General features: G+C 69.9%; 21 protein-coding genes. 12 read left to right on the top strand and 9 right to left on the bottom strand.

Going from position 1 to position 20501, the window contains the following annotated elements; translation table 11 throughout:
* Nucleotides 1–5 precede the first annotated feature (5 nt).
* The 6 genes from BLR46_RS13795 to BLR46_RS13770 are packed head-to-tail and all read left to right on the top strand — an operon-like array spanning nucleotide 6 to nucleotide 5778.
* Nucleotides 6–659 (top strand): histidine phosphatase family protein, encoded by a 654-nt coding sequence (locus BLR46_RS13795; protein ID WP_093253411.1) that lies wholly within the window; start codon nucleotides 6–8, stop codon nucleotides 657–659.
* The gene (locus tag BLR46_RS13790) at nucleotides 656–1210 is read left to right on the top strand and encodes a TlpA family protein disulfide reductase (protein ID WP_093253408.1); all 555 of its coding nucleotides are present in this window, start codon (nucleotides 656–658) and stop codon (nucleotides 1208–1210) included. The genes BLR46_RS13795 and BLR46_RS13790 overlap by 4 nt, the downstream gene beginning before the upstream one ends.
* Nucleotides 1207–1962: a cytochrome c biogenesis CcdA family protein gene (locus BLR46_RS13785; RefSeq protein WP_342689738.1), complete on the top strand. Its 756-nt coding sequence runs from the start codon at nucleotides 1207–1209 to the stop codon at nucleotides 1960–1962. Before BLR46_RS13790 ends, BLR46_RS13785 begins: the two co-directional genes overlap by 4 nt.
* Nucleotides 1959–3437: a cytochrome c biogenesis protein ResB gene (gene resB, locus BLR46_RS13780; protein WP_245701736.1), complete on the top strand. Its 1479-nt coding sequence runs from the start codon at nucleotides 1959–1961 to the stop codon at nucleotides 3435–3437. The genes BLR46_RS13785 and resB overlap by 4 nt, the downstream gene beginning before the upstream one ends.
* Nucleotides 3434–4345: a c-type cytochrome biogenesis protein CcsB gene (ccsB, locus tag BLR46_RS13775; RefSeq protein WP_093253405.1), complete on the top strand. Its 912-nt coding sequence runs from the start codon at nucleotides 3434–3436 to the stop codon at nucleotides 4343–4345. The genes resB and ccsB overlap by 4 nt, the downstream gene beginning before the upstream one ends.
* 2 nt (nucleotides 4346–4347) lie before the next feature.
* Complete coding sequence (locus tag BLR46_RS13770; RefSeq protein WP_093253403.1) at nucleotides 4348–5778, top strand: GerMN domain-containing protein; 1431 nt, start codon at nucleotides 4348–4350, stop codon at nucleotides 5776–5778.
* Here BLR46_RS13770 and BLR46_RS13765 read toward each other — a convergent pair whose 3' ends face one another.
* Nucleotides 5779–6543, bottom strand: coding sequence for an SDR family NAD(P)-dependent oxidoreductase (locus BLR46_RS13765; protein WP_093253400.1), 765 nt, complete (start codon nucleotides 6541–6543; stop codon nucleotides 5779–5781).
* A gap of 63 nt (nucleotides 6544–6606) precedes the next feature.
* Between BLR46_RS13765 and BLR46_RS13760 the strand changes: the two genes are divergently transcribed.
* Together BLR46_RS13760 and BLR46_RS13755 are read left to right on the top strand one after the other, a co-directional pair.
* Complete coding sequence (locus tag BLR46_RS13760; RefSeq protein WP_093253397.1) at nucleotides 6607–8016, top strand: mycothione reductase; 1410 nt, start codon at nucleotides 6607–6609, stop codon at nucleotides 8014–8016.
* Nucleotides 8009–9226: a glycoside hydrolase family 3 N-terminal domain-containing protein gene (locus BLR46_RS13755; protein WP_093253395.1), complete on the top strand. Its 1218-nt coding sequence runs from the start codon at nucleotides 8009–8011 to the stop codon at nucleotides 9224–9226. The genes BLR46_RS13760 and BLR46_RS13755 overlap by 8 nt, the downstream gene beginning before the upstream one ends.
* Nucleotides 9227–9336: 110 nt before the next feature.
* Here the strand turns inward: BLR46_RS13755 and pstB are convergent, their stop codons facing one another.
* The 7 genes from pstB to mshD form a co-directional block, all read right to left on the bottom strand.
* On the bottom strand, nucleotides 9337–10116 hold the full coding sequence (pstB, locus tag BLR46_RS13750) for a phosphate ABC transporter ATP-binding protein PstB (protein WP_093253392.1): 780 nt from the start codon (nucleotides 10114–10116) through the stop codon (nucleotides 9337–9339).
* A gap of 34 nt (nucleotides 10117–10150) precedes the next feature.
* Nucleotides 10151–11260 (bottom strand): phosphate ABC transporter permease PstA, encoded by a 1110-nt coding sequence (gene pstA, locus BLR46_RS13745; protein WP_093253390.1) that lies wholly within the window; start codon nucleotides 11258–11260, stop codon nucleotides 10151–10153.
* On the bottom strand, nucleotides 11260–12294 hold the full coding sequence (gene pstC, locus BLR46_RS13740; RefSeq protein WP_093253387.1) for a phosphate ABC transporter permease subunit PstC: 1035 nt from the start codon (nucleotides 12292–12294) through the stop codon (nucleotides 11260–11262). Before pstC ends, pstA begins: the two co-directional genes overlap by 1 nt.
* Before the next feature lie 133 nt (nucleotides 12295–12427).
* On the bottom strand, nucleotides 12428–13579 hold the full coding sequence (gene pstS, locus BLR46_RS13735) for a phosphate ABC transporter substrate-binding protein PstS (RefSeq protein WP_093253384.1): 1152 nt from the start codon (nucleotides 13577–13579) through the stop codon (nucleotides 12428–12430).
* 200 nt (nucleotides 13580–13779) lie between these two features.
* Complete coding sequence (locus tag BLR46_RS13730) at nucleotides 13780–14649, bottom strand: NUDIX hydrolase (RefSeq protein ID WP_093253381.1); 870 nt, start codon at nucleotides 14647–14649, stop codon at nucleotides 13780–13782.
* Nucleotides 14646–16733 (bottom strand): RNA degradosome polyphosphate kinase, encoded by a 2088-nt coding sequence (locus BLR46_RS13725; RefSeq protein ID WP_093253379.1) that lies wholly within the window; start codon nucleotides 16731–16733, stop codon nucleotides 14646–14648. Before BLR46_RS13725 ends, BLR46_RS13730 begins: the two co-directional genes overlap by 4 nt.
* On the bottom strand, nucleotides 16730–17521 hold the full coding sequence (mshD, locus tag BLR46_RS15145) for a mycothiol synthase (protein ID WP_176761791.1): 792 nt from the start codon (nucleotides 17519–17521) through the stop codon (nucleotides 16730–16732). Before mshD ends, BLR46_RS13725 begins: the two co-directional genes overlap by 4 nt.
* 75 nt (nucleotides 17522–17596) lie before the next feature.
* Here mshD and BLR46_RS15140 point away from each other — a divergent pair, with 75 nt between their 5' ends.
* Genes BLR46_RS15140 through ygfZ form a run of 4 tightly spaced genes read left to right on the top strand, consistent with a single transcriptional unit; the run spans nucleotide 17597 to nucleotide 19915 of the window.
* Complete coding sequence (locus BLR46_RS15140; protein WP_176761790.1) at nucleotides 17597–18343, top strand: NADase-type glycan-binding domain-containing protein; 747 nt, start codon at nucleotides 17597–17599, stop codon at nucleotides 18341–18343.
* Between the two features lie 21 nt (nucleotides 18344–18364).
* A complete protein-coding gene (locus BLR46_RS15545) occupies nucleotides 18365–18490 on the top strand; it encodes a hypothetical protein (protein WP_281230859.1) in 126 nt (41 codons plus the stop codon).
* Nucleotides 18487–18990 carry a heme-binding beta-barrel domain-containing protein gene (locus BLR46_RS13715; RefSeq protein WP_093253375.1) on the top strand — a complete coding sequence of 168 codons (504 nt, stop codon included), beginning with the start codon at nucleotides 18487–18489 and terminating at the stop codon, nucleotides 18988–18990. Before BLR46_RS15545 ends, BLR46_RS13715 begins: the two co-directional genes overlap by 4 nt.
* Before the next feature lies 1 nt (nucleotide 18991).
* The gene (ygfZ, locus tag BLR46_RS13710; RefSeq protein ID WP_093253372.1) at nucleotides 18992–19915 is read left to right on the top strand and encodes a CAF17-like 4Fe-4S cluster assembly/insertion protein YgfZ; all 924 of its coding nucleotides are present in this window, start codon (nucleotides 18992–18994) and stop codon (nucleotides 19913–19915) included.
* Here ygfZ and tpx read toward each other — a convergent pair whose 3' ends face one another.
* Nucleotides 19916–20425, bottom strand: coding sequence for a thiol peroxidase (tpx, locus tag BLR46_RS13705; protein ID WP_093253370.1), 510 nt, complete (start codon nucleotides 20423–20425; stop codon nucleotides 19916–19918).
* Between the last annotated feature and the right edge of the window lie 76 nt (nucleotides 20426–20501).

The following is a 20501-nucleotide window of genomic DNA, read 5'->3' as shown; positions in this document are numbered from 1 at the left end:
GTGCCATGAGTCGAGCGACGGTGCACGTCATGCGCCACGGACAGGTGTTCAACCCGGATGGTCTCCTCTACGGGAGACTTCCCGGTTTCGGTCTCTCTCCGCTGGGGCATGAGATGGCCCAACGGATGGCCGACCACTTCGACGGCTACGCGCTCACCCACCTGCGCTCTTCGCCCCTCCTGAGGGCGCGCGAGACCATCGCCCCCACCGCCGCACGGCACAGCCACCTGGACCTCGTCATCGACGACCGGCTCCTCGAGGCGGAGAACATCTTCGAGGGCCGCGTGTTCGGCCCGGGCAACAAGGCGCTGCGGGATCCGCGCATGTTCTGGCACATGCGCAATCCCCTGCTCCCCAGCTGGGGGGAGCCCTACAAGCAGATCGCCGCCCGCATGCTCGCCGCACTCGGCGACGCGGCCGAGGCGGCAGGGGAGGGCGGGCAGGCCCTCGTCGTCTCCCACCAGCTCCCGATCTTCATCGCGCGCCGGGCGGTGGAGGGCAAGCCCTTCGTCCACGACCCGCGCAAGCGTCAGACCACCCTCGCGTCCCTGACCACGTTCGAGTTCGAGGACGGGCGCCCCGTGGGGGTCAGCTACCGAGAGGTGGTCCGCGACCTGCTGCCCAAGGGCAGCGGCCGCCGGTTCCGGGTGGGCACATGAGGGCCGTCCTGGCCCTCGTAGCGACGCTGGTCCTCACCGCCTGCTCCGCGGGCGGGCAGCCGGGCGGGGCGGCAGGCGGCACCGTCGGCTTCACGACCGGCGACGGCACGGTCACGATCGTCCCCGAGGCGGAGCGCGAACCGGCGCCCGTGCTGGAGGGGCCGTCGCTCGACGGCGGCACGCTGTCCACCGCCGACCTGGCCGGGAAGCCGATCGTCATCAACGTGTGGGGCTCCTGGTGCGCGCCGTGCCGCGCCGAGGCGCCCGAGCTCGTGGAGGCGGCGGAACGGCTGGGTGACGACGTCGCCTTCCTGGGGCTCAACACGCGCGACCTCTCCGAGGCGCCGGCGCAGGCGTTCGTCCGGGCGTTCGAGATCCCGTACCCCAACATCTTCGACCCGGACGGCGCGCTGCTGCTCGGCTTCGGGCAGGTGCCGCCCAAGGCGATCCCCAGCACGCTCGTCGTCGACGCCGAGGGGCGCGTCGCGGCCCGGGTGATCGGCGAGGTCAATGCCAACACACTGGTCGAGCTGGTGGGTGACGTGTCGTGATCCTGCTGGAGACCTGGGTCGCCTCGGCGCTGACGTCGTCCATGCTGCTCGCCGTGCCGGTGGCGCTGCTGGCCGGCATCGTGAGCTTCGCGTCGCCGTGCGTGCTCCCGCTCCTGCCCGGCTACCTGTCGTACGCCTCCGGGCTGGGCACCAACCAGATCGCCACCGGCTCCGTCGCCCGTCGCCCGCTGGTCCTCGGCACGCTCGGCTTCGTGCTCGGCTTCTCCGTCGTGTTCGTGCTCACCGGCGCGCTCGTCGGCGGCGTCGGCTCCCTGCTGATCGAGCAGCAGCGCCTCATCACGGTGGTCGTCGGCGTGGTGATCATCGCGCTCGGCGTGATGTTCATGGGCTGGCTGCCCATGCCGCGCATGTGGCAGCCGCAGTACACCCCTCGCGTCGGCGTGCTCGCGAGCCCGGTCCTCGGGATCGTGTTCGGGCTGACGTTCACCCCCTGCATCGGTCCCGCGCTCTCGGTGGTCCTCTCGCTCGCGTTCAACGAGGGCTCCGCCACGCGCGGTGGCCTCCTCGCGTTCGCCTACGCGCTCGGCCTCGGCCTGCCGTTCCTGCTGTTCGCGGTCGCGTTCACGGCGCTGGCCCCCAAGCTCGACTGGCTCAAGCGCCACCAGGTCTCGCTCCAGCGCGCCGGCGGCCTCATCATGATCGCCGTGGGCGTCAGCATGGTCGTCGGGTGGTGGGACCTGATGATGGGCGCCGTCCGCCAGTGGGTCGCCGGGTTCGGGACGATCCTGTGAGGGAGTGGCTCCGCTGGGGCTGGGCCCAGCTCACCAGCATGCGCACCGCGCTGATCCTGCTGTTCCTGCTCGCGCTCGCCGCCATCCCCGGCTCGATCATCCCGCAGCAGTCCATCTCGCCGATCGAGGTCATGGACTACAAGGCCGAGCACCCCGAGCTCGACCGCATCTGGGAACCGCTCGGCATGTACCACGTCTACACGTCGCCGTGGTTCTCGGCCATCTACCTGCTGCTGTTCATCTCCCTGATCGGCTGCATCACGCCACGCATCGCGAAGTTCGCGCGCGACCTGCGCAAGCCCCCGCCGAGGCTGCCGTCGCGCCTCGACCGGCTGCCGGCGAGCGCGACGGTCGACACCCCCGTCGACGACGCACTCGGCATCGCGGAGGCGTGGCTGAAGTCGAAGCGCTACCGCACGCTGCGCACCGACGACGGCATCAGCGCCGAGCGGGGCTACCTGCGCGAGCTGGGCAACCTGGTGTTCCACCTCTCCCTCGTCGGCGTGCTCGTGGGGCTCGCCTGGTCCAACCTCGGCGGGTTCATCGGCACGGTGGTGGTCGTCGAGGGCCGGGGCTTCGCCAATGCGATCACGCAGTACGACGACTTCACGGCCGGCGCGTGGGTGGACACCGACGCGCTGGAGCCGTTCTCGCTGCGGGTCGACCACTTCGACGCCCGTTTCGAGACCGGCCGCGTCCAGCGCGGCGCCGCCCGGGTGTTCGACGCCTACGTCGAGGTGACCGACGAGGGCGTCACCACCGACCACCTCCTCACCGTCAACGACCCGATCCTCACCTCCGGCGGCACGCAGGTGAACCTGCTCGGGCACGGCTACGCACCCAACGTGACGGTCACCGACGGCAACGGCGACGTGGCCTTCAGCGGCCCCGTCGTGTTCCTCCCGCAGGACGGCAACTTCTCCTCCGTCGGGGTCATCAAGGTGCCCGACGGGCGGCCGCAGCGGCTGGCGTTCGAGGGCTTCTTCTTCCCGACGGCGGTGCTGGACCAGGACGGCCCCAAGTCAGTGTTCCCGGATGCCCTCGAGCCGGAGCTGTGGATCAACGCCTGGTACGGCGAGCCCGCCGATGAGACCGGCATCCCGGAGAGCATCTACACGCTCAACACCGCCGGGCTCGAGCCGGTGCTCGGCGACGGCGAGGAGCGGTTCCGGGCCCGCATGAAGCCCGGCGCCGCGTTCAGCCTGCCCGACGGATTGGGCAGCATCAGCTTCGACGGCTACTCTCGCTGGGTCAAGCTGCAGATGAGCGAGACCCCGGGCAACCCGGTGGCGCTCACCTCGCTCGCTATCGGCACGCTCGGGCTTTGCCTTAGCCTGTTCATCAAGCCCCGACGGCTGTTCGTCCGGCTGGGTGACGGGGTGGCCGTCGGCGGACTCGACCGCAGCGACACGGCCCTCGGCCTGGAAGACGAGGTCTCCGAGCTCGCGGAGGCGTTGACGAAGGAGAGCGAATGACGGTTGCGCAGTACTCGGACACGGCGATGGTCGCCGCGACGGTCGGGTTCATCGTCGCCTTCTTCCTGCACGTCGCCGAATGGGCGTTCGCCGGCGGGCTGGGGGAGCGGCGCAACCCTGACGGCTCCGAGGACGCCAAGCGCACCAACGTCGACCTGTTGGGCCGGCTGGCCGTCGCGGCGACGATCGTGGCCGCGGCGCTCAACGTGTTCGGCGTGGTCACCCGCGGCCTCGCCGCCGGCCGCCCGCCCTGGGGCAACATGTACGAGTTCGTCACGTCCGCGATCGCGCTCGTCGCGGTCGTGTACCTGCTCTGCCTGTGGCGCTGGGGCATGCGCTGGCTCGGCATCGGTGTCACGCTGCTGGCCGCGCTGATGCTCGGCCTCGCGGTCACCGTGTTCTACGTCGACGTGGCGCCGCTTGTCCCCGCGCTGCACTCCGTCTGGTTCATCATCCACATCATCGCCGCGGTGATCGCGGCGGCGGGCTTCAACATCGCGGGCGTCGCGAGCCTGCTGTACCTCGTCCGGTCTTGGGCCGAGGACCGGGCCATCCGCCGCGGCGACGACCTGACCGGCTACCTCGCGAAGCTGCCGTCGCTGAAGGGCCTCGACACGTTCGCGCACCGGATGCACGCCTTCGCGTTCCCGATCTGGACCTTCACGATCGTCGCCGGCGCCATCTGGGCCCAGTACGCGTGGGGCCGGTTCTGGAACTGGGATCCCAAGGAGACGTGGAGCTTCATCACCTGGGTGGTCTACGCCGGGTACCTGCACGCCTCGCTCACGGCTGGGTGGCGCGGCCGGGGCGCCGCGGCCATCGCGCTGCTGGGCCTGGTGACGTTCTGGTTCAACTTCATCGGGGTCAACCTCCTCTTCAGCGGGTTGCACTCGTACGCGGGGATCTAGGCATGCCGGAGAACCTCGGCTGGGTACTGGAACTACACGAGGAACAGCGTCCGACGCTGTACCGCCTCGCCGTGCTGCTCGGCGCGGGGGACGACGCGGGCGACATCGTCCGCAGCGCCACGATGGCGCTCCACCGACGGGGGCGGCGCCTGGTCGACCCGATGGAGCGGATCGAGTTCCTGCAGGAACAGGTGGTCCACCTCGCACGCTCCCTCAACCGGCCGGTCGCGGTCACCGTGCCGGAGGACGACGACTGCGCCGACCTGATGCGGTCGCTGGCGAAGCTGCCGCGGCCGATGGCCGAGTTGCTCGTCGTCAGCCACTTCCTCGGCACGTTCGGGCCGGAGCTCGCGAGTGTCATGCGCATGACGGTGCGCGGCACCAACCAGCGCCTCGAGCACTCCCTCAACGAGCTCCGCGGGCTCGTGCAGGCCGACGTGTCGGTGGAGGCGCTCTCGGAGGACCTCGCGGCGGGGCTCCGCACGGCCGCCCGCCCCATCAGGGTGCCCGACGACGAGGGCCTGATCGGGGCCCTCCGCGAGCGGGTCAACGTCCCGAGCCGTGGCTACCTGCGCGGCCAGCTGGTGGTCGTCTCGGCGATCGTGGCGCTCGCGCTGGGGGCCGCCACGGCGGCGTTCACGCGCGGCGAGCCGGACCTGCCGTCCAGCCCGCCGACGACGCCCACGGGGCCGACCACCGACGCCACCGCGCCGGTGGCGATGCGCGCCGTGGTGAAGCAGGTGCCGGTCTTCTACGTGGGCCGGGGCGACTCCCGCCTCTACCGCGAACTGCGCAACCTCCCGGCGATGAGCAGCCTGGCCCGGTCGGGCGTCGAGGCGCTCCTCACGCTGGCACCGCTCGACCCCGACTACACGTCGCTGTGGGACGGCAGTATCCGCGAGGTGCAACTGTCCGGCGACGAGCTCACGGTCAACCTGAGCGCCGACGCCTTCGAGGCGATCGACCCCGTGGCCGTCGAGCCGGCCATCAATCAGATCGTGTACACGACGTCCGAGGCGCTGGGCAACCGGGACCTGCGGGTGAAGTTCCTCTCCGACGGCGCCGCCCCGCCCGAGCCGTTCGACAACGCGCAAGGCTTCGGCCGCACGGGCCTCCAGCCGATGCCGGGGCTGTGGATCAGCTCCCCGGGCAACCAGGCGCAGCTCTCCGCCGGCGAGGTCATTGTCACTGGCACCGTGAAGCCGGACTTCGGGGCGCCGGTCGTGTCGATCAGCAACGTGGAGACGCAGGAGCAGCTGGCCTACACCGTCGCGCAGACCACCCTGACGGCGAACTCCGACGGCTGGCTGGTCTGGTCCATGTCGGCCACGCTGCCCAGGCCCGGCGCCTACGAGATCGTCGCCAGTTCGACGAGCACGCTCGACGGCCGGACCGATTCCAGCTCCGAGGACAAGACCATCAACATCGGCTGATCAGGTCAGCTTCATGAAGGTCGGCGCGATCCGCGCGGCCACCCCGCGCGGTGCGAAGCGGGTGGCGAAGGCCACCGCTCTGTTGCGGGCGCCGTCCACGACGAACGGCTTGTGGGCCTCGAGTGCGCGGAACGTGGTGTCGACCACCTGTTCGGGTTGCCGCCGCTGCTTGAGCATGGCGTCGTCGCCCGCATAGGCGAAGAACCGGGTGGCGGTGGGTCCCGGGCAGACGGCGAGGACGCGGACGCCGCTGCCGTGGAGCTCTGCCCAGAGCCCGACGCTGAACTGCAGGACGTAGGCCTTGGTCGCCGAGTAGACGGCCATCGTGGACATGGCCTGGAAGGCGGCGGTGCTGGCCACGTTGATGATCGCGCCACGTCGCCGCGCCACCATCCCGGGCAGCACCGCGTGGGCGAGCTCGGTGACCGCTCCTGCGTTGAGTGCGACCTCCTCGGCGATCCGGTCGCGGCGCAGCTCCGCGAGCTTGCCGACGGTGCCGAAGCCGGCGTTGTTGACCAGGGTGTGGACGCTGGTGGCGGACAGCTCGTCGGCGAACGCGGTGCGGTCGGGCTCGAGCGCCAGATCGACGGGCCGGGTCTCCACCCGGACGCCGTGGCGGTGCCGCAGGTCGGCGGCGACCTCCTCCAGGAGCTCCGCCCGGCGGGCGGCCAGGATCAGGTTGGCGCCCTGCTGCGCTAGGCGATCGGCGTACGCGACGCCGAGCCCGGACGAGGAACCCGTGACCACGGCCCATTCAGTCTGCATGGGTGTCAGCCTAGCGCCGGTTCGTGCGCCTTGGTTTTCGGCAAAAGCTGGCAGGATGGACCCATGCAACACTTCGATCTGGCGGTCATCGGCTCAGGCTCCGGGAACTCACTCATCGACGAGCGGTTCGAGGGGCAGCGGGTGGCGCTGATCGAGCGGGACCCGGTGTTCGGGGGCACCTGCCTCAACCGCGGTTGCATCCCCACCAAGATGTACGTCTACCCCGCAGACGTCCTGTCGTCGGTGGACGAGGCCCAGAAGCTCGGCATCACGCTGCGTCCCGGCAAGGCCGACTGGCAGGCGATCCGCGACCGCGTGTTCGGGCGGATCGACCCCATCTCGGCCGGCGGGCTCGCGTGGCGCGAGCGCAACGCCCACGTCACCGTCTTCCACGACGAGGCCTCGTTCGTCGACCCACACGTGCTCCGCGTCGGGAACACGGAGATCCGGGCCGACCAGATCGTGCTCGCCACCGGCTCCCGGCCGCGCATGTTGAACGTGCCCGGACTGGCGGAGCTGGCGGACCGCATCCACACGTCGGACACGGTGATGCGGATCGACGAGATGCCGGAGCGCATCGTGATCCTTGGCGGTGGGTTCGTCGCAGCCGAGTTCGCGCACGTGTTCGCCTCGTTCGGCGTCGACGTGACGATGGTGCACCGCTCCGAGGTGTTCCTCCGCGAGGAGGACGAGGAGGTTCAGGCGGCGTTCGCGGCGCAGCTGTCGAAGCGGGTCCGGATGCGGCTGAACCAACGCGTCTCGGCCTTCGAGGAGGGTCCCGCGGGCGACGTCGCCGTCGTGACGCAGGACCGCAACGGCGTCGAGTACGTCTACTACACGGATCTGGTGCTGGTGGCCGTCGGCCGGGAGCGCAACTACGAGGCGCTGAACCTGGACGCCGCCGGCGTGGAGTACAAGCCGAACGGCCAGGTCCGCGTCGACGCGCACCAGCGCACGAACGTGCCGCACATCTGGGCACTTGGCGACATCTCGTCGGACTACCTGCTCAAGCACGTGGCCAACCACGAGATGCGCACGGTGCAGCACAACCTGCTGTACCCGGACAACCTCATCGAGAGCGACCACCGCTACGTGCCGGCCGCGGTGTTCACGCAGCCGCAGATCGCCTCCGTGGGCGCCACCGAGCGGCAGCTGGTGCAGTGGGGCAACCCGTACGTGAAGAAGGTGCAGCGCTACGCCGACGTGGCGTACGGCTGGGCGATGGAGGACGAGGGCCACTTCGTGAAGCTGCTCGCCGACCCGCGCTCCTGGCACCTGCTGGGCGCCCACATCATCGGCCCGCAGGCGTCCACGCTGATCCAGCCGCTGGTGCAGGCGATGAGCTTCGGGCTGTCGGTGCCGGACATGGCCAAGGGGCAGTACTGGATCCACCCGGCGCTGCCAGAGGTGATCGAGAACGCCCTGCTCGGCCTGCTGCACGTCGAGCGGCCGCAGGAGCTCGAGCATGGGTAGGCCGGCGCTCGCCCTCGCCGCCTGCGCGGTGCTTGCGCTCTCCGCCTGCGCGCCGGCGCCCTTGGTCACCCGGCCGGGCCTCTCGGGCGGAGCCTCGGCTTCGGCGCAGGGCGCTCCCCAGCAGGAAGCATCGACGACGGTCGCTTCCTCCTCGCCGAGCGAGTCGAGCCCGGTGGACGCGTGCCGTGCCAAGGCCGACGGACTGACCGCGGCGGAGCAGGCCGGCCAGCTGCTGATGGTGGGCGTCCCGACGGGTGGCCTCGACTCCCAGACGGCCACCGCGATTCGCCAGTCCCGCGCGGGGTCGGTGGTGCTGCTCGGCAGCGGCGACACGGGGGTGCGCAGCGCCGCCAAGGTCTCCGCAGCGGTGGGTGCGCTCGGCTCGTCGGAGCTCCCGATGCTCGTCGCTGTCGACCAGGAGGGCGGCCGCGTCCAGCGTCTGCAGGGCGAGGGCTTCACCAGGATCCCCACCGCCGTCGAGCAGGGTGAGCTCGACCCGGCCGAGCTGCGCGCCCAGGCAGAGACCTGGGGCGACGAGCTGCGCCGCGCCGGCGTCCGGTTCAACCTCGCGCCCACGGCCGACGTGGTGCCCGAGGACAAGGTGACCAGCAACGCCCCGATCGGGCAGTTGCAGCGCCACTACAACACCGAACCCGCGGGAGCGGCGCGCTCGGTCGTCGCGTTCGTCGAGGGCATGTCGGAAGCCGGTGTCGCCACCAGCCTCAAGCACTTCCCGGGCCTGGGCCGCGTCGAGGAGAACACCGACTTCGCCGCCGCGACCGACACCGAGACCACGGTCGACGACCCGGGTTGGGCCCCGTTCGTCGACGGCATCGCCGCGGGCGCCTCGTCGGTGATGATCTCCTCCGCGGTGTTCGAGCGGATCGACCCCGACTACGAGGCCGTGTTCAGCCACCGCATCATCACCGAGATCCTGCGCGACGGGCTCGGCTTCGACGGTGTCGTGATCGCCGACGACCTGGGCGCGGCCGAGGCGGTGGCGGACACTCCGCCCGGCGACCGCGCGGTGCTGTTCCTCGAGGCCGGCGGCGACCTCGTCATCAACGCCGACCCGTCGCTCGCGCCCGAGATGGCGCAGGCGATCGTGGCGACGATGGACGACGACCCTGAGTTCGCCGAGAACGTGGCCACGTCGGTGGCGCGGGTGCTGGCGCTCAAGGAGTCGGTCGGCTCCGGCACCTGCGACTGAGGCGAACCCACAGCGGGAAGTTACACTGTAACAATCGTGTCCCGGTGGACCGTGCGAGACGACGAGGCGCCGGCCCCGAGGGGACCGGCGCCTCGCGCACGCGTGGACGATCAGCCGAAGCGGCCGGTGATGTAGTCCTCGGTCGCCTTCTGGTCCGGGTTGTGGAAGATCTTCTCGGTGGGGCCGACCTCGATCAGCTCGCCCGGCTGGCCCTGCGCCTTGAGGTTGAAGAACGCGGTGGTGTCGGAGACGCGCGCCGCCTGCTGCATGTTGTGCGTGACGATGACGACGGTGTACTCCTCCTTCAGCTGCTTGATGAGGTCCTCGATCGCCAGCGTCGAGATGGGGTCCAGGGCCGAGCAGGGCTCGTCCATCAGGATCACGTCGGGGGAGACCGCGATGGCGCGGGCGATGCAGAGGCGCTGCTGCTGACCGCCGGAGAGGCCCGAGCCGGGGCGGTCGAGGCGGTCCTTGACCTCCTCCCAGAGGTTGGCGCCGCGCAGCGACTTCTCGGCGAGGTCGTCCATGTCGGACTTGCTCATCCGCGCGTTGTTGAGGCGCACGCCCGCCAGCACGTTCTCCTTGATGGACATCGTCGGGAACGGGTTGGGGCGCTGGAAGACCATGCCGATCTGGCGGCGTACGCGTACCGGGTCGACGTTGGGGCCGTACAGGTTCACCCCGTCGAGCAGCACCTCCCCGTCGACGTAGGCGCCGGGGATGACCTCGTGCATGCGGTTGAGGGACCGCAGCACGGTGGACTTGCCGCAGCCGGAAGAGCCGATGAAGGCGGTCACCGCGCGGGGCTCGATCGTCATGCTGACGCCCCGCACCGCCTGGAACTTGCCGTAGTAGATGTCGAGATCGTTGATCTCAATGCGCTTCGCCATGTGTTTGGAATCCTTCCGAAATCTCGCGTGGGTGTCAGCGACCCTGCTTGGGGGCGAACTTCCACGCGATGAACCGACCGATGAGGTTCAGTCCCATCACGAGGATGATCAGGGTGAGTGCGCCGGCCCAGCCGAGCGCCTGCATCTCCTCCGCACGGGGACCGTGCGTCCGGAGCGACTGGTAGACCATCACCGGGAGGGTGGAGGTCGGCCCGCTGAACGGGTTGGTGTTGAGCAGCTGGAAGTAGCCGGCCGTGACGAGGAGCGGAGCCGTCTCGCCGATGATGCGGGCGATGCCCAGGATGACGCCGGTCACGATGCCGGCGAGCGACGTCGGGAGCACCACCTTCAGGATGGTGCGGTACTTCGGCACGCCGAGGGCGTAGGACGCCTCGCGCAGCTCGTTGGGGACCAGCTTCAGCATCTCCTCCGTGGAGCGGACCACGGTCGGGATCATCAGCACGCTGAGCGCGACGGCGCCCGCCAGGCCGCTCTTGGTGCCGGGGCCGAGGAACATCGAGAACAACGCGTAGGCGAAGAGACCGGCGACGATCGAGGGGATGCCCGTCATGACGTCGACGAGGAACCGGATGCCGGCCGCGAGCCGGGTCCTGGCGCCGTACTCGACCAGGTAGATGGCGGTGAGGAGGCCGATGGGCACCGAGATCAGGAAGGCGAGCGCGGTGATCAGCAGCGTGCCGACGAGGGCGTGCATGGCGCCCAGCTCCACGTTCATGAGGTGGGTGTTGGCCTGGGTCTCGGTGAAGAAGGTGAGGTCGAAGCGCTCCGCGCCGCGGGTCACCACCTCGAACAGGAGCGAGCCCAGCGGCACGAGGGCCAGGAGGAAGAAGCTCGTCACGGTGTACTTCGCGAGGCGGTCCTTGGCCGGCCGCGGGCCCTCCACCGCAGCGGAGACCACCGTCATCAGGACGAGGAACACGAGCACGCCGAGCGCGAACGTGCCGGCGAGGGAGTAGGTGCCGAGCAGGAGGAGGATCCCTGCGGCGATGCCCAGCCCGAGCGCGAGGCACAGGGCCCAGGTCCACTTCGGGAGTTGGTTGCCGGTGATCGGCTCGCGGGGCAGCTGCGGCGCGGAGCGCTTCGCCGGAGTGGCGGGAGCGGTGGCCGTGGTGTCGTTTCTCATCAGTTCGCTCCCGAGAATTCGCGTCGGCTGTTGATGATCGCGCGCGCCACCATGTTGACCGCGAGCGTGATGATGAACAGCACCAGGCCCGCGGCGATCAGCTGGTGGTTGCCCATGCCCTCCGCCTCGGGGAAGTTCTGCGCGATGTAGGCGGCGATGGTGTTGGGGTTGTCGAAGGTGATCAGCTTGAAGCTGATCAGCACCTTGCCGGGGAGGATCATGGCCACGGCCATCGTCTCGCCCAGCGCACGGCCGAGCCCGAGCATGGAGGCCGAGATGACGCCCGGCGTGCCGAAGGGGAGCACCGTCTGGCGGATCATCTCCCAGCGGGTGGCGCCGAGGGCGAGCGACGCCTCCTCGTGCAGGCGAGGCGTCTGGAGGAAGACCTCACGGGCCAGCGCGGTGATGATCGGAACCACCATGAGGGCGAGCACGAGCGCCGCGGTGAGCATGTTCTGGCCACCGGCGGCGAGGTTGGGCCGGAGGTCGCCACCGTCGCCGTAGGGCACCCAGGCGTTGAAGAAGTAGATCCAGGAGAGGTTGTCGTTCAGCCACCGGTAGAACGGGTCGAGCGCCGGGGCGAGCACCATGACTCCCCACAGGCCGAAGACGACCGACGGGATCGCGGCGAGGAGGTCGATGATGTAGCCGAACGTCCGCGCGACGCGACGGGGCGCGTAGTGGGAGAGGTACAGCGCGATGCCGATCGAGATCGGCACCGCCATCGCCATGGCGAGGACCGCCGACCACACGGTGCCGAACGCCAGCGGCAGGACCCACTGCCAGAACCCGCCCGCGGCCTCGACGCCCTGCAGCCCGGTGTGGTCCGGCTCGCGGGTCACGGCGGGGATGGCCTGCGAGGTCAGGAACGTCGCGACCGCCGCCAGGATGACGAAGATCATCAGCGCGGACGAGACGGAGATCCCGTTGAACAGCGCATCGCCGTAGCGCTTCTTGTCGCGCGCCAACACCTTCTCGGTGGTGGAGTCGGACCCTTCTCGCTGCAGGTCAGCGGGAGGTGTCTCAGTGGACATGTGTCTCCTAGATTGCGGCCGGACGGCGGGCGCACCCGCTGGGCATACCTATTGTGAACGAGGAACACGCCCGCCTCGAAATGTACGAGGCGGGCGCGCTACTTTGCACTCAATTTGCCGATGGCGCGGCCTGTCAGGCGTTGATCGACTCGATGGACGCGGCGACCTGGTCGCGCAGGCCCGCGGAGAGCGCGGCGCTGCCGGCCTGCTCGGCGGCCAGGCTCTGGCCGGCCTCGGAGCTGATGAAGGTCAGGTAGCCCTTGACGAGGTCGGCGGTGGCCTGGTCCTCGTAGTTCTGGCAGGCGATGGCGTAGGCGACGAGCGAGATCGGGTAGCCCTCGGTGGACTGGCGGTCGAGCTCGAGCGCCAGGTCGTTCTCCGGGGTGCCCTCGACCATCGGCGACGCCTCGACGGCGGCCGCGGCGGCCTCCGGCTCGGGGGCGAAGAAGTTGCCCTCGGAGCCGATGGAGACGATGCCCACGCCGTCGGCGGCGGACGCGTCGACGTAGCCGATGGTGCCCTGGCCGCTGGCCACGGCGTTCTTCACACCGTCGGTCTGCGGAGCCGGCTGGCCGCCCTCGTAGGGCCACATGCCGTCAGCCTCGGCGTCCCACACCTCGGGGGCGGCCTGCGACAGGTAGTCGGTGAAGTTCTCGGTGGTGCCCGAGTCGTCGGCGCGGTGCACGATGGTGATGAACTCGTCGGGGAGCTCGACGCCCTCGTTCAGGGCGGCGATCGCCGGGTCGTTCCACTTGGCGATGTCGCCCTTGAAGACGCCCGCGACGGTGGCCGCGTCCATGTTCAGGGACTCGACGCCCTCGAGGTTGAAGATGACCGCGATGGGGGAGATGTAGACGGGCAGGTTCAGCACGTGCGAATCGGCGGCGCAGGAGGCGAAGGCGCCGGCCTGGTTCTCGTCGACGCGGAAGGCGCGGTCGGAGCCGGCGAACTGCACGGAGCCGTTCTGGATGCCCTCGCGGCCGGCGCCGGAGCCCTCGGCCGCGTAGGAGACGGTCACACCCGGGTTCTCGGCCATGAAGGCGGCGGTCCAGGCGTCCTGCGCGACGCGCATGGCCGAGGAGCCCATGCCGGCGAGCTCGCCGGAAAGGTCGGAGCCGGCAGCAGTCTCTTCGGCGGCGGCCGAGGACTCGTCCGCAGCGGCGGAGGTCTCTTCGGCGGCGGCGGTGGTCTCGGCGTTGGTCGCCTCTTCGGTGGCGTCGCCACCACAAGCGGTGAGCGCCAGGGCGGCGGTCAGACCCAGAGCTGCAACAGCACGGAGCTTCATTTGGTTCCCTCTCAAAAAGGATGCAGGTTGCCGAGTCCGCGGCTAGCGGATCGGCGGAACATTGCGTTCTCGAGATGGAACTTACGGAGCGTAAGTTACGCGAACCCGCTGGAAAGGTGAACAGCAGGTGAACAACTGGCGGGCTGGCGCTTCGGTGCCCCCGGCCGTTGGCATAATCGTGGTCTTTTCGTGACCCCGGTTCAGGCCTTCGGCTTCAGGATCTCCAACTCGACGGTGCGCCCCTTGCGGTCCCGGTGAAGTACGAGGGCCTCCGCCACGACCATCGGCCGGGGCTTGATCCCCATCCCGGTCTGCATGGCCGGGAGGACCGGCCGGTGCCCGCAGACGGCGGTCGGTTCGTTCAGGCCCGAAATGGCCTCGCGGGTGGCGGCGACGACCCCGTCGGGATCGCGGGTGCCCTCCTCCTCGGTGAGGAGTTCCAAGGTCTCGATGTCGAGGTCGCGGTAGTGGCAGTAGGGGGCGAGGGTCTCGGTGCAGCGCACGGCGGGGGAGCTCACCAGGCGGCTCACGCCGTAGGCCTCGAGCAGCGGGATGAGCTGCACCGCCTGCCGGCGGCCGCGGCCCGACAATCGCCGGCACTGGTCGTCGCCGGACCAATTCTTGCGCAGCATCGCCTTGGCGTGACGGACCAGCAGCAGCGGGGTGGTCTGGGGCGCGTCCAGCGCCTGCTCCAGCACGGGCACCTCGTCGGCGTAGGTCAACATCCCGCGGGCCTCGTCGACGGGGACCCAACGGTTGATGTCCACCTCCTGGTCCGGAGGGTGGTAGAACTGTGCGATCGGGCGTGCCCGCCAGTAGTCGACGGTCTTCAGGTTGCCGCCGCCGACGGTGTAGCGGATGCTGTGCAGCCGGAGCCCCAGTTGGACGACCACCCCGGTCTCCTCCCGGACCTCGCGCACGGCCGTCACCGGGGCCAGTTCGTCGGGGAGCCCCTTGCCCTTGGGCAGGGTCCAGTCGTCGTAGGCCTGCCGGTGCACGAGGAGAACCTCCTGCCGTCCATGCTTCTCCCGCAGGACGACGGCGCCCGACGCTCGGATCCGCTTGCTCACCGCGACCTGCGGTTCGAGAACTGCTGGATGAGCACTTCCTGCAGGTCGTTCAACGGCTGCCCCTGGTCATCCAGCAGGTGCGCGGTCCACGTGTCGTCGACCAGCGACCAGTGCACCGTGTCGGGGGCGAAGGCCAGCTCGAACAGGTCGGTGATCTGCTGGATGTGGCGACGCTGGCTGATGCCCACGATCGCCTCCACCCGGCGGTCGAGGTTGCGGTGCATGAGGTCGGCGGAGCCGATCCCGACGATGGGCCGCCCGCCGCCCGCGAACCAGTAGATGCGGGAGTGCTCCAGGAAACGGCCGAGGATGGAGCGGACGCGGATGTTCTCGCTGAGCCCCGGTACGCCCGGCCGGATCGTGCAGATGCCACGCACCCACATGTCCACCGGCACGCCGGCTTGGGATGCGCGGTAGAGGGCGTCGATGACCGCCTCGTCGACGATGGAGTTGACCTTGATCCTGATCCCGGCGGGCCTTCCGGCCTCCTTGTTCGCGATCTCGCCGGCGATGCGCTCCAGCAGCCCCGTGCGGATGCCGTGGGGCGCGACGAGCAGGCGTCGGTAGTTGCGCTCCTGAGTGATGCCCGAGAGGTGGTTGAAGAGGCGGGCGATGTCGTCGGCGATGATCGGGTTGCTGGTGAGCAGGCCGAGGTCCTCGTAGGTGCGCGCCGTCTTGGGGTTGTAGTTGCCGGTGCCGATGTGGACGTAGCTGCGAAGGCCCTCGGGCTCGTCGCGCACCACCAGCGAGAGCTTGCAGTGCGTCTTGAGTCCCACCATGCCGTAGACGACGTGCACGCCCGCGCGCTCGAGCTTCCGGGCCCAGCCGATGTTGTTCTGCTCGTCGAAGCGGGCCTTGATCTCGACGATCGCGAGCACCTGCTTGCCCGCCTGCGCCGCCTCGATGAGCGCGTCGACGATCGGGGAGTCGCCGGAGGTGCGGTAGAGCGTCTGCTTGATCGCGAGCACCTGCGGGTCGGCGGCGGCCTGCTCGATGAACCGCTGCACGCTGGTGGCGAACGAGTCGTACGGGTGCTGGACCAGCACGTCGCGGCGCTTCAGGGCGGCGAACATGTCGGCGGGACGCGCGCTCTCCGCCTCCGCCAGCTCGGGGTGGGTGGACGGGAGGAAGTTGGGATACTTCAGGTCCTCGCGCTTCGAGCTGGACAGGGAGAACAGGCCCGTGAGGTCGAGCGGTGACGGGAGACGGAACACCTCCTCGTCGCGGACGTCCACCTCGTGCATCAGCATGCTGAGCATGCCGTCGTCGATGTCCTCCTCCACCTCGAGCCGGACCGGCGGGCGGCCGACCTTGCGGCGCAGCAGTTCCTGCTCGAGGGCGGTCAAGAGGTTCTCCGCGTCGTCCTCCTCCACCTCGATGTCCTCGTTGCGGGTGACGCGGAAGGTGGTGTGCGAGATCACCTGCATGCCGGTGAACAGCTGGCCGAGGTGGCGGGCGATGATCTCCTCGAGCGGGAGGTAGCGGCCCTCGCCCACCTGCATGAACCGGGGCAGCAGCGGCGGGACCTTGATGCGCGCGAACTGGCGACCCCCGGTGGTGGGGTTGCGCAGCAGCACCGCGAGGTTGAGCGAGAGCCCGGAGATGTACGGGAAGGGATGCGAGGAGTCGACCGCGAGCGGAGTGAGGACGGGGTAGATGCGCTCGGCGAACACTGTGCGCATGTTGTCCTTCTCGGTGGCGGTGAGTTCGGCCCAGGTGAGGAACTCGATGCCCTCGGCGGCGAGCGCGGGCCGCACGTCGGACTGGAAGATCTTCGACTGCGAGGTGACGAGCTCGTGCACGCGCTCGAGGAGCAGCGCGTGGAGCTCCTTGGGCAGGATGCCGCTGGTGCTTGGCTGGGCGACGCCCGCGTCGATGCGGCGCTTGAGCCCGGCGATGCGGACCATGAAGAACTCGTCGAGGTTGCTGGAGAAGATCGCGAGGAACTTCGCGCGCTCGATCAGCGGCACCCGGACGGTGTCGCTGGCCTGGTCCAGCACGCGCTGGTTGAACTCGAGCCAGGAGAGCTCACGGTCCAGGTAACGGCCCTCGGGAAGCGGCTGCTCGGCCAGGGGCTCGCTCATGACTTCCTCCCGTAGCTCGTGTCGCGGGCGGCGATCGCGAAACCGGCCGCGCGATACATACTAACCACCCGCGTTTCGGACTCCTCGACGTAGAGCTCCACTTCGGTGTCCCCCTGCTCGTGCAGGTGCCGGAGTCCGGCCGCGAGCAGCGCGCGGCCGAGGCCCTTGCCGTCGTGGTCGGGGTCGACGGCGAGCACGTACACCTCGCCGAGGCCGTCGCCGTGGCGCTTGGTCCAGTGGAAGCCGACGGGGTCGTCGCCCTCACGGGCCACCTTCAGCCCCTCGGCCGAGAACCAGGGCTGCCGGGTCAGGTCCAGGAACTCGTCGAGCGTCAGCTTGCCCTGCTCCGGGTGGTGGGCGAACGCCCGTGCGTTGATCTCGACGATCCGCTCGGCGTCGGAGGGGCGGAAGTGGTCGATCCGGGCGTCGGCGGGCGCCTCGTCGTCGGTGGGGAGCGACCGTGACATGCGCAGCAGCGTGCGGGTGGGCACGAGCCCCAGCTTGGCGGCGAGCTCCGCGCTGCCCGGCAGGGAGCCGAACGCCCAGACCGTGAGGTCGGGGTGGTCGGCCAGCACCTCGGTGAGCAGCGCGGTGCCGCGGCCCTCGCGTCGGTGCTCCGGGTGGACGGCCAGCATGATGGTGCCGTCGCGCAGGTCGGCGACCGCCGCGGCGTGCTCGCGCTCGTACAGGCGGCCCGCCCGTTTCCCCTCGACGACGAGCGTGCCGGACTCGTTGAGCGGCGACACCCCATCGAACGTCTCGGCAGCCTGGAACACTTCGAGCACCACGGGACACGTCCATTCTTCTCGGGGGAAATCACATCCTAGTAGGGCACTCGCCCGCGTGGGCCCTACGATGGGGGCGTGGTTTCGAAGCTGCCCGACGAATTCTTCCGTCGGCGCCCGGAACAGCCCGAGGTTGTCGAGGAGGCGTCGCCGGCTCCGGTGCGCCCGCAAACCCGCGTGCTGCCGCCCGACCTCGAACCCCCGTCGAAGGTGATGCTGGTCCCCACCCGCGTCGCCGCGGTGCTCGTCTTCCTCGCGCTCCTCGCGGGCTTCCTCGCCGGCCGCGCGCTGCTGGACCGGCCGGAGCCGATCGTGCGGCCCACCGTGCAGCCGAGCGCGGTCACCACCACACCCACCACCACCCCGACGGAGAACCTCACCCTCTACGACGGGCCGACGACGACCGTCCGGCCGCTCGACGGGGACGCCAGCTGCATGGAGGAGGACGTCATGAACGTCCTCGACAGCCGGGCCGGCCGGATCTGGAGCTGCCAGGGCGACGGCGTGGGGGAGACCCTCCGGTTCGGCTTCCGACCCGGTCAGGAGCTGGTGGGGCTGCGCATCGTCGGTGGCAACGACACCAGCCTGGAGGAGTTCGCCGCCGGGCGCCGGATCCTGTCGGTGCGGTGGCGGTTCCCGGACGGGTCGTGGTTCGAGCAGGGGCTGCCGAGCGACGACGCCACCGCCCAGGAGGTCAGCTTCCCGCCGGTGCGCGCCGACTTCGTCGAGCTCGAGATCCTCAGCAGCACGGAGCCCGGGGAGCCCACGCAGGCGGGCGCCGACCTGGTGTCGATCAGCCTGTTGCAGTTCGTCGCCCCCGCCTGAGCCCCTTGTACACTGACCGCCATGGCCACGGTCCTGCCCTGGGTGCTCATCGTCGCCGCCGGCGCTTTCGCCGCGGTGGCGCTGTTCGCGCTCGTGCGGCTGCTCGTCGATCTCGTGGCCCGGAAGAGGACTGGGACTGAAGTATGAACATTGACATTGAGGTGCCCGAGGGCCTCGACCCGCAGCTCACCGCGCTGGGTTGGATGGTCGGCAGCTGGGAGGGCACGGGCAACGGCACCGACCACGACGGCAGGGACTTCGAGTTCGAGCAGCGGATCCAGTTCTGGCCCGGTGGCGGGCCCTACATGTACTACCTGGCGCAGGCGTTCGAGCTCGACGCCGACGGCAAGCCGGGCGCGATGCTCGACATGGAGACCGGCTTCTGGCGGCCCCGCCCCGACGCCTCCCTCGAAGTGACGCTCACGAACTCCGGCGGCTGGACCGAGGTGCTGGTCGGCAAGATCCAGATCACCCGCATCGACCTGCGCAGCGACGCGGTCATGCGCACCGAGTCGGCCAGCGTCGAGCACTCAGCCGGGCAGCGCCTCTACGGCAAGGTGGAGGGCGACCTCATGTACGCACTCGACCGCGCCACCACCCAGCACGAGCTGCGCCCGCACATGTGGGCGCGACTGAAGCGGGTCTGACATGGCCGTCCTCCTGGAGGAAGGGATCGACGCGGGGCTCGTCTGGCACTACGGCAACCCCGTCGCCGAGGCGCGGCTGATGGAGACCGGCAAGGGCATCGTGGCTCTCGGCAACCGCGAGATCGTCGAGATCACCGGAGAGGAGCGCCTGCAGTTCCTGCACCTGATCTCCACGCAGCACTTCGAGCAGCTGCAGCCGGGCCAGGCCACGACGGCACTGTTCCTGAGCCCGCACGGGCACATCGAGCACGTGCTGCACGGCGTCGACGACGGCACCAGCTTCATGGCCTGGACGGAGCCCGGCCGGGCCGACGCCATCGTCTCCCACCTCAACCGGATGCGCTTCGCGATGCGCGTGGAGGCCGTCCGCCGCGACGACCTGCGGCTCCACTGGGTCGGCCACCAGGCGTGGGTTCCCGAGGGGGCGCGCACCCGCGACTCCGACCTCGGTGGCAGCGAGGTGTTCTCCCCGGTGGAGCTTGAGGCGAACGTCGGGACCTGGGCCTACGACGCGGCACGCATCGCCGCCGGGGTGCCGCGCATCTTCGTCGACACCGACCACCGCACGATCCCCAACGAGATCGGGCTGTACGGCACGCACCTCAACAAGGGCTGCTACCCGGGCCAAGAGACCGTCGGGAAGATCCACACGCTCGGCCGGCCGCCGCGGCGGCTCGTGCAGCTGCACCTCGACGGGTCGCTGGTGTCCCTGCCGGCCCAGGGCTCGGAGATCATGCTGGGCGAGCGCGCCGTCGGCATCGTCGGCTCGTCGGCCCGGCACCACGAGTTGGGCCCCATCGCGCTGGGGCTGGTGAAGCGGAACGTGGAGACATCGGCCGAGTTCGTCGTCGACGGCATCCCCGCGGCGCAGGAGGTGCTCGTCGATCCCGACGTGGGCCTCCACGTCCGCCCCGTGCTGCGCTAGTTACGCGGCCTGCTCCCGGACGGCCTCGAGCGCGGCCTCGTAGTCGGGCTCGGTGCCGTTGGGGGAGATGTGCTGGGTGTGGATCACCCGGCCCTGCTCGTCGAGCACGACGACCGCGCGGGAGAACAGCCCCTCGAGCGGACCGTCGGCGAACGTCACGCCGTAGTCCTCACCGAACGAGCTGCGGAACGCGGAGGCGACCACCACGTTGTCGATGCCCTCGGCGCCGCAGAAGCGGGACTGGGCGAACGGCAGGTCCATCGACACGTTGAGGACCTGGGTGCCGCGCAGGCCTGCCGCCTTCTCGTTGAAGGTGCGGACGCTGGTGGCGCAGACGCCGGTGTCCAGCGACGGGAAGATGCTGATGATCAGCTTCGACCCGGCGAAGTCGGCGAGGCGGACGGGGGAGAGGTCGTTGCCGACGAGCTCGAAGTCGGGCGCTTGGGTACCCACCTCGGGCAGCTCGCCGACTGAGTGGAACACGGAATCCTTCACGGTGATTTCAGCCATGCCCCGATCCTTGCCGATCGGTGGGTGAATTTTCAAAGTTTCCATCGCGGGATTGCAGAAAACTCATTTGCTCGAC

This window comes from Tessaracoccus oleiagri, from assembly GCF_900103275.1.
Taxonomy (GTDB): domain Bacteria; phylum Actinomycetota; class Actinomycetes; order Propionibacteriales; family Propionibacteriaceae; genus Arachnia; species Arachnia oleiagri.
This window is presented reverse-complemented; position numbering and strand designations above follow the sequence as displayed.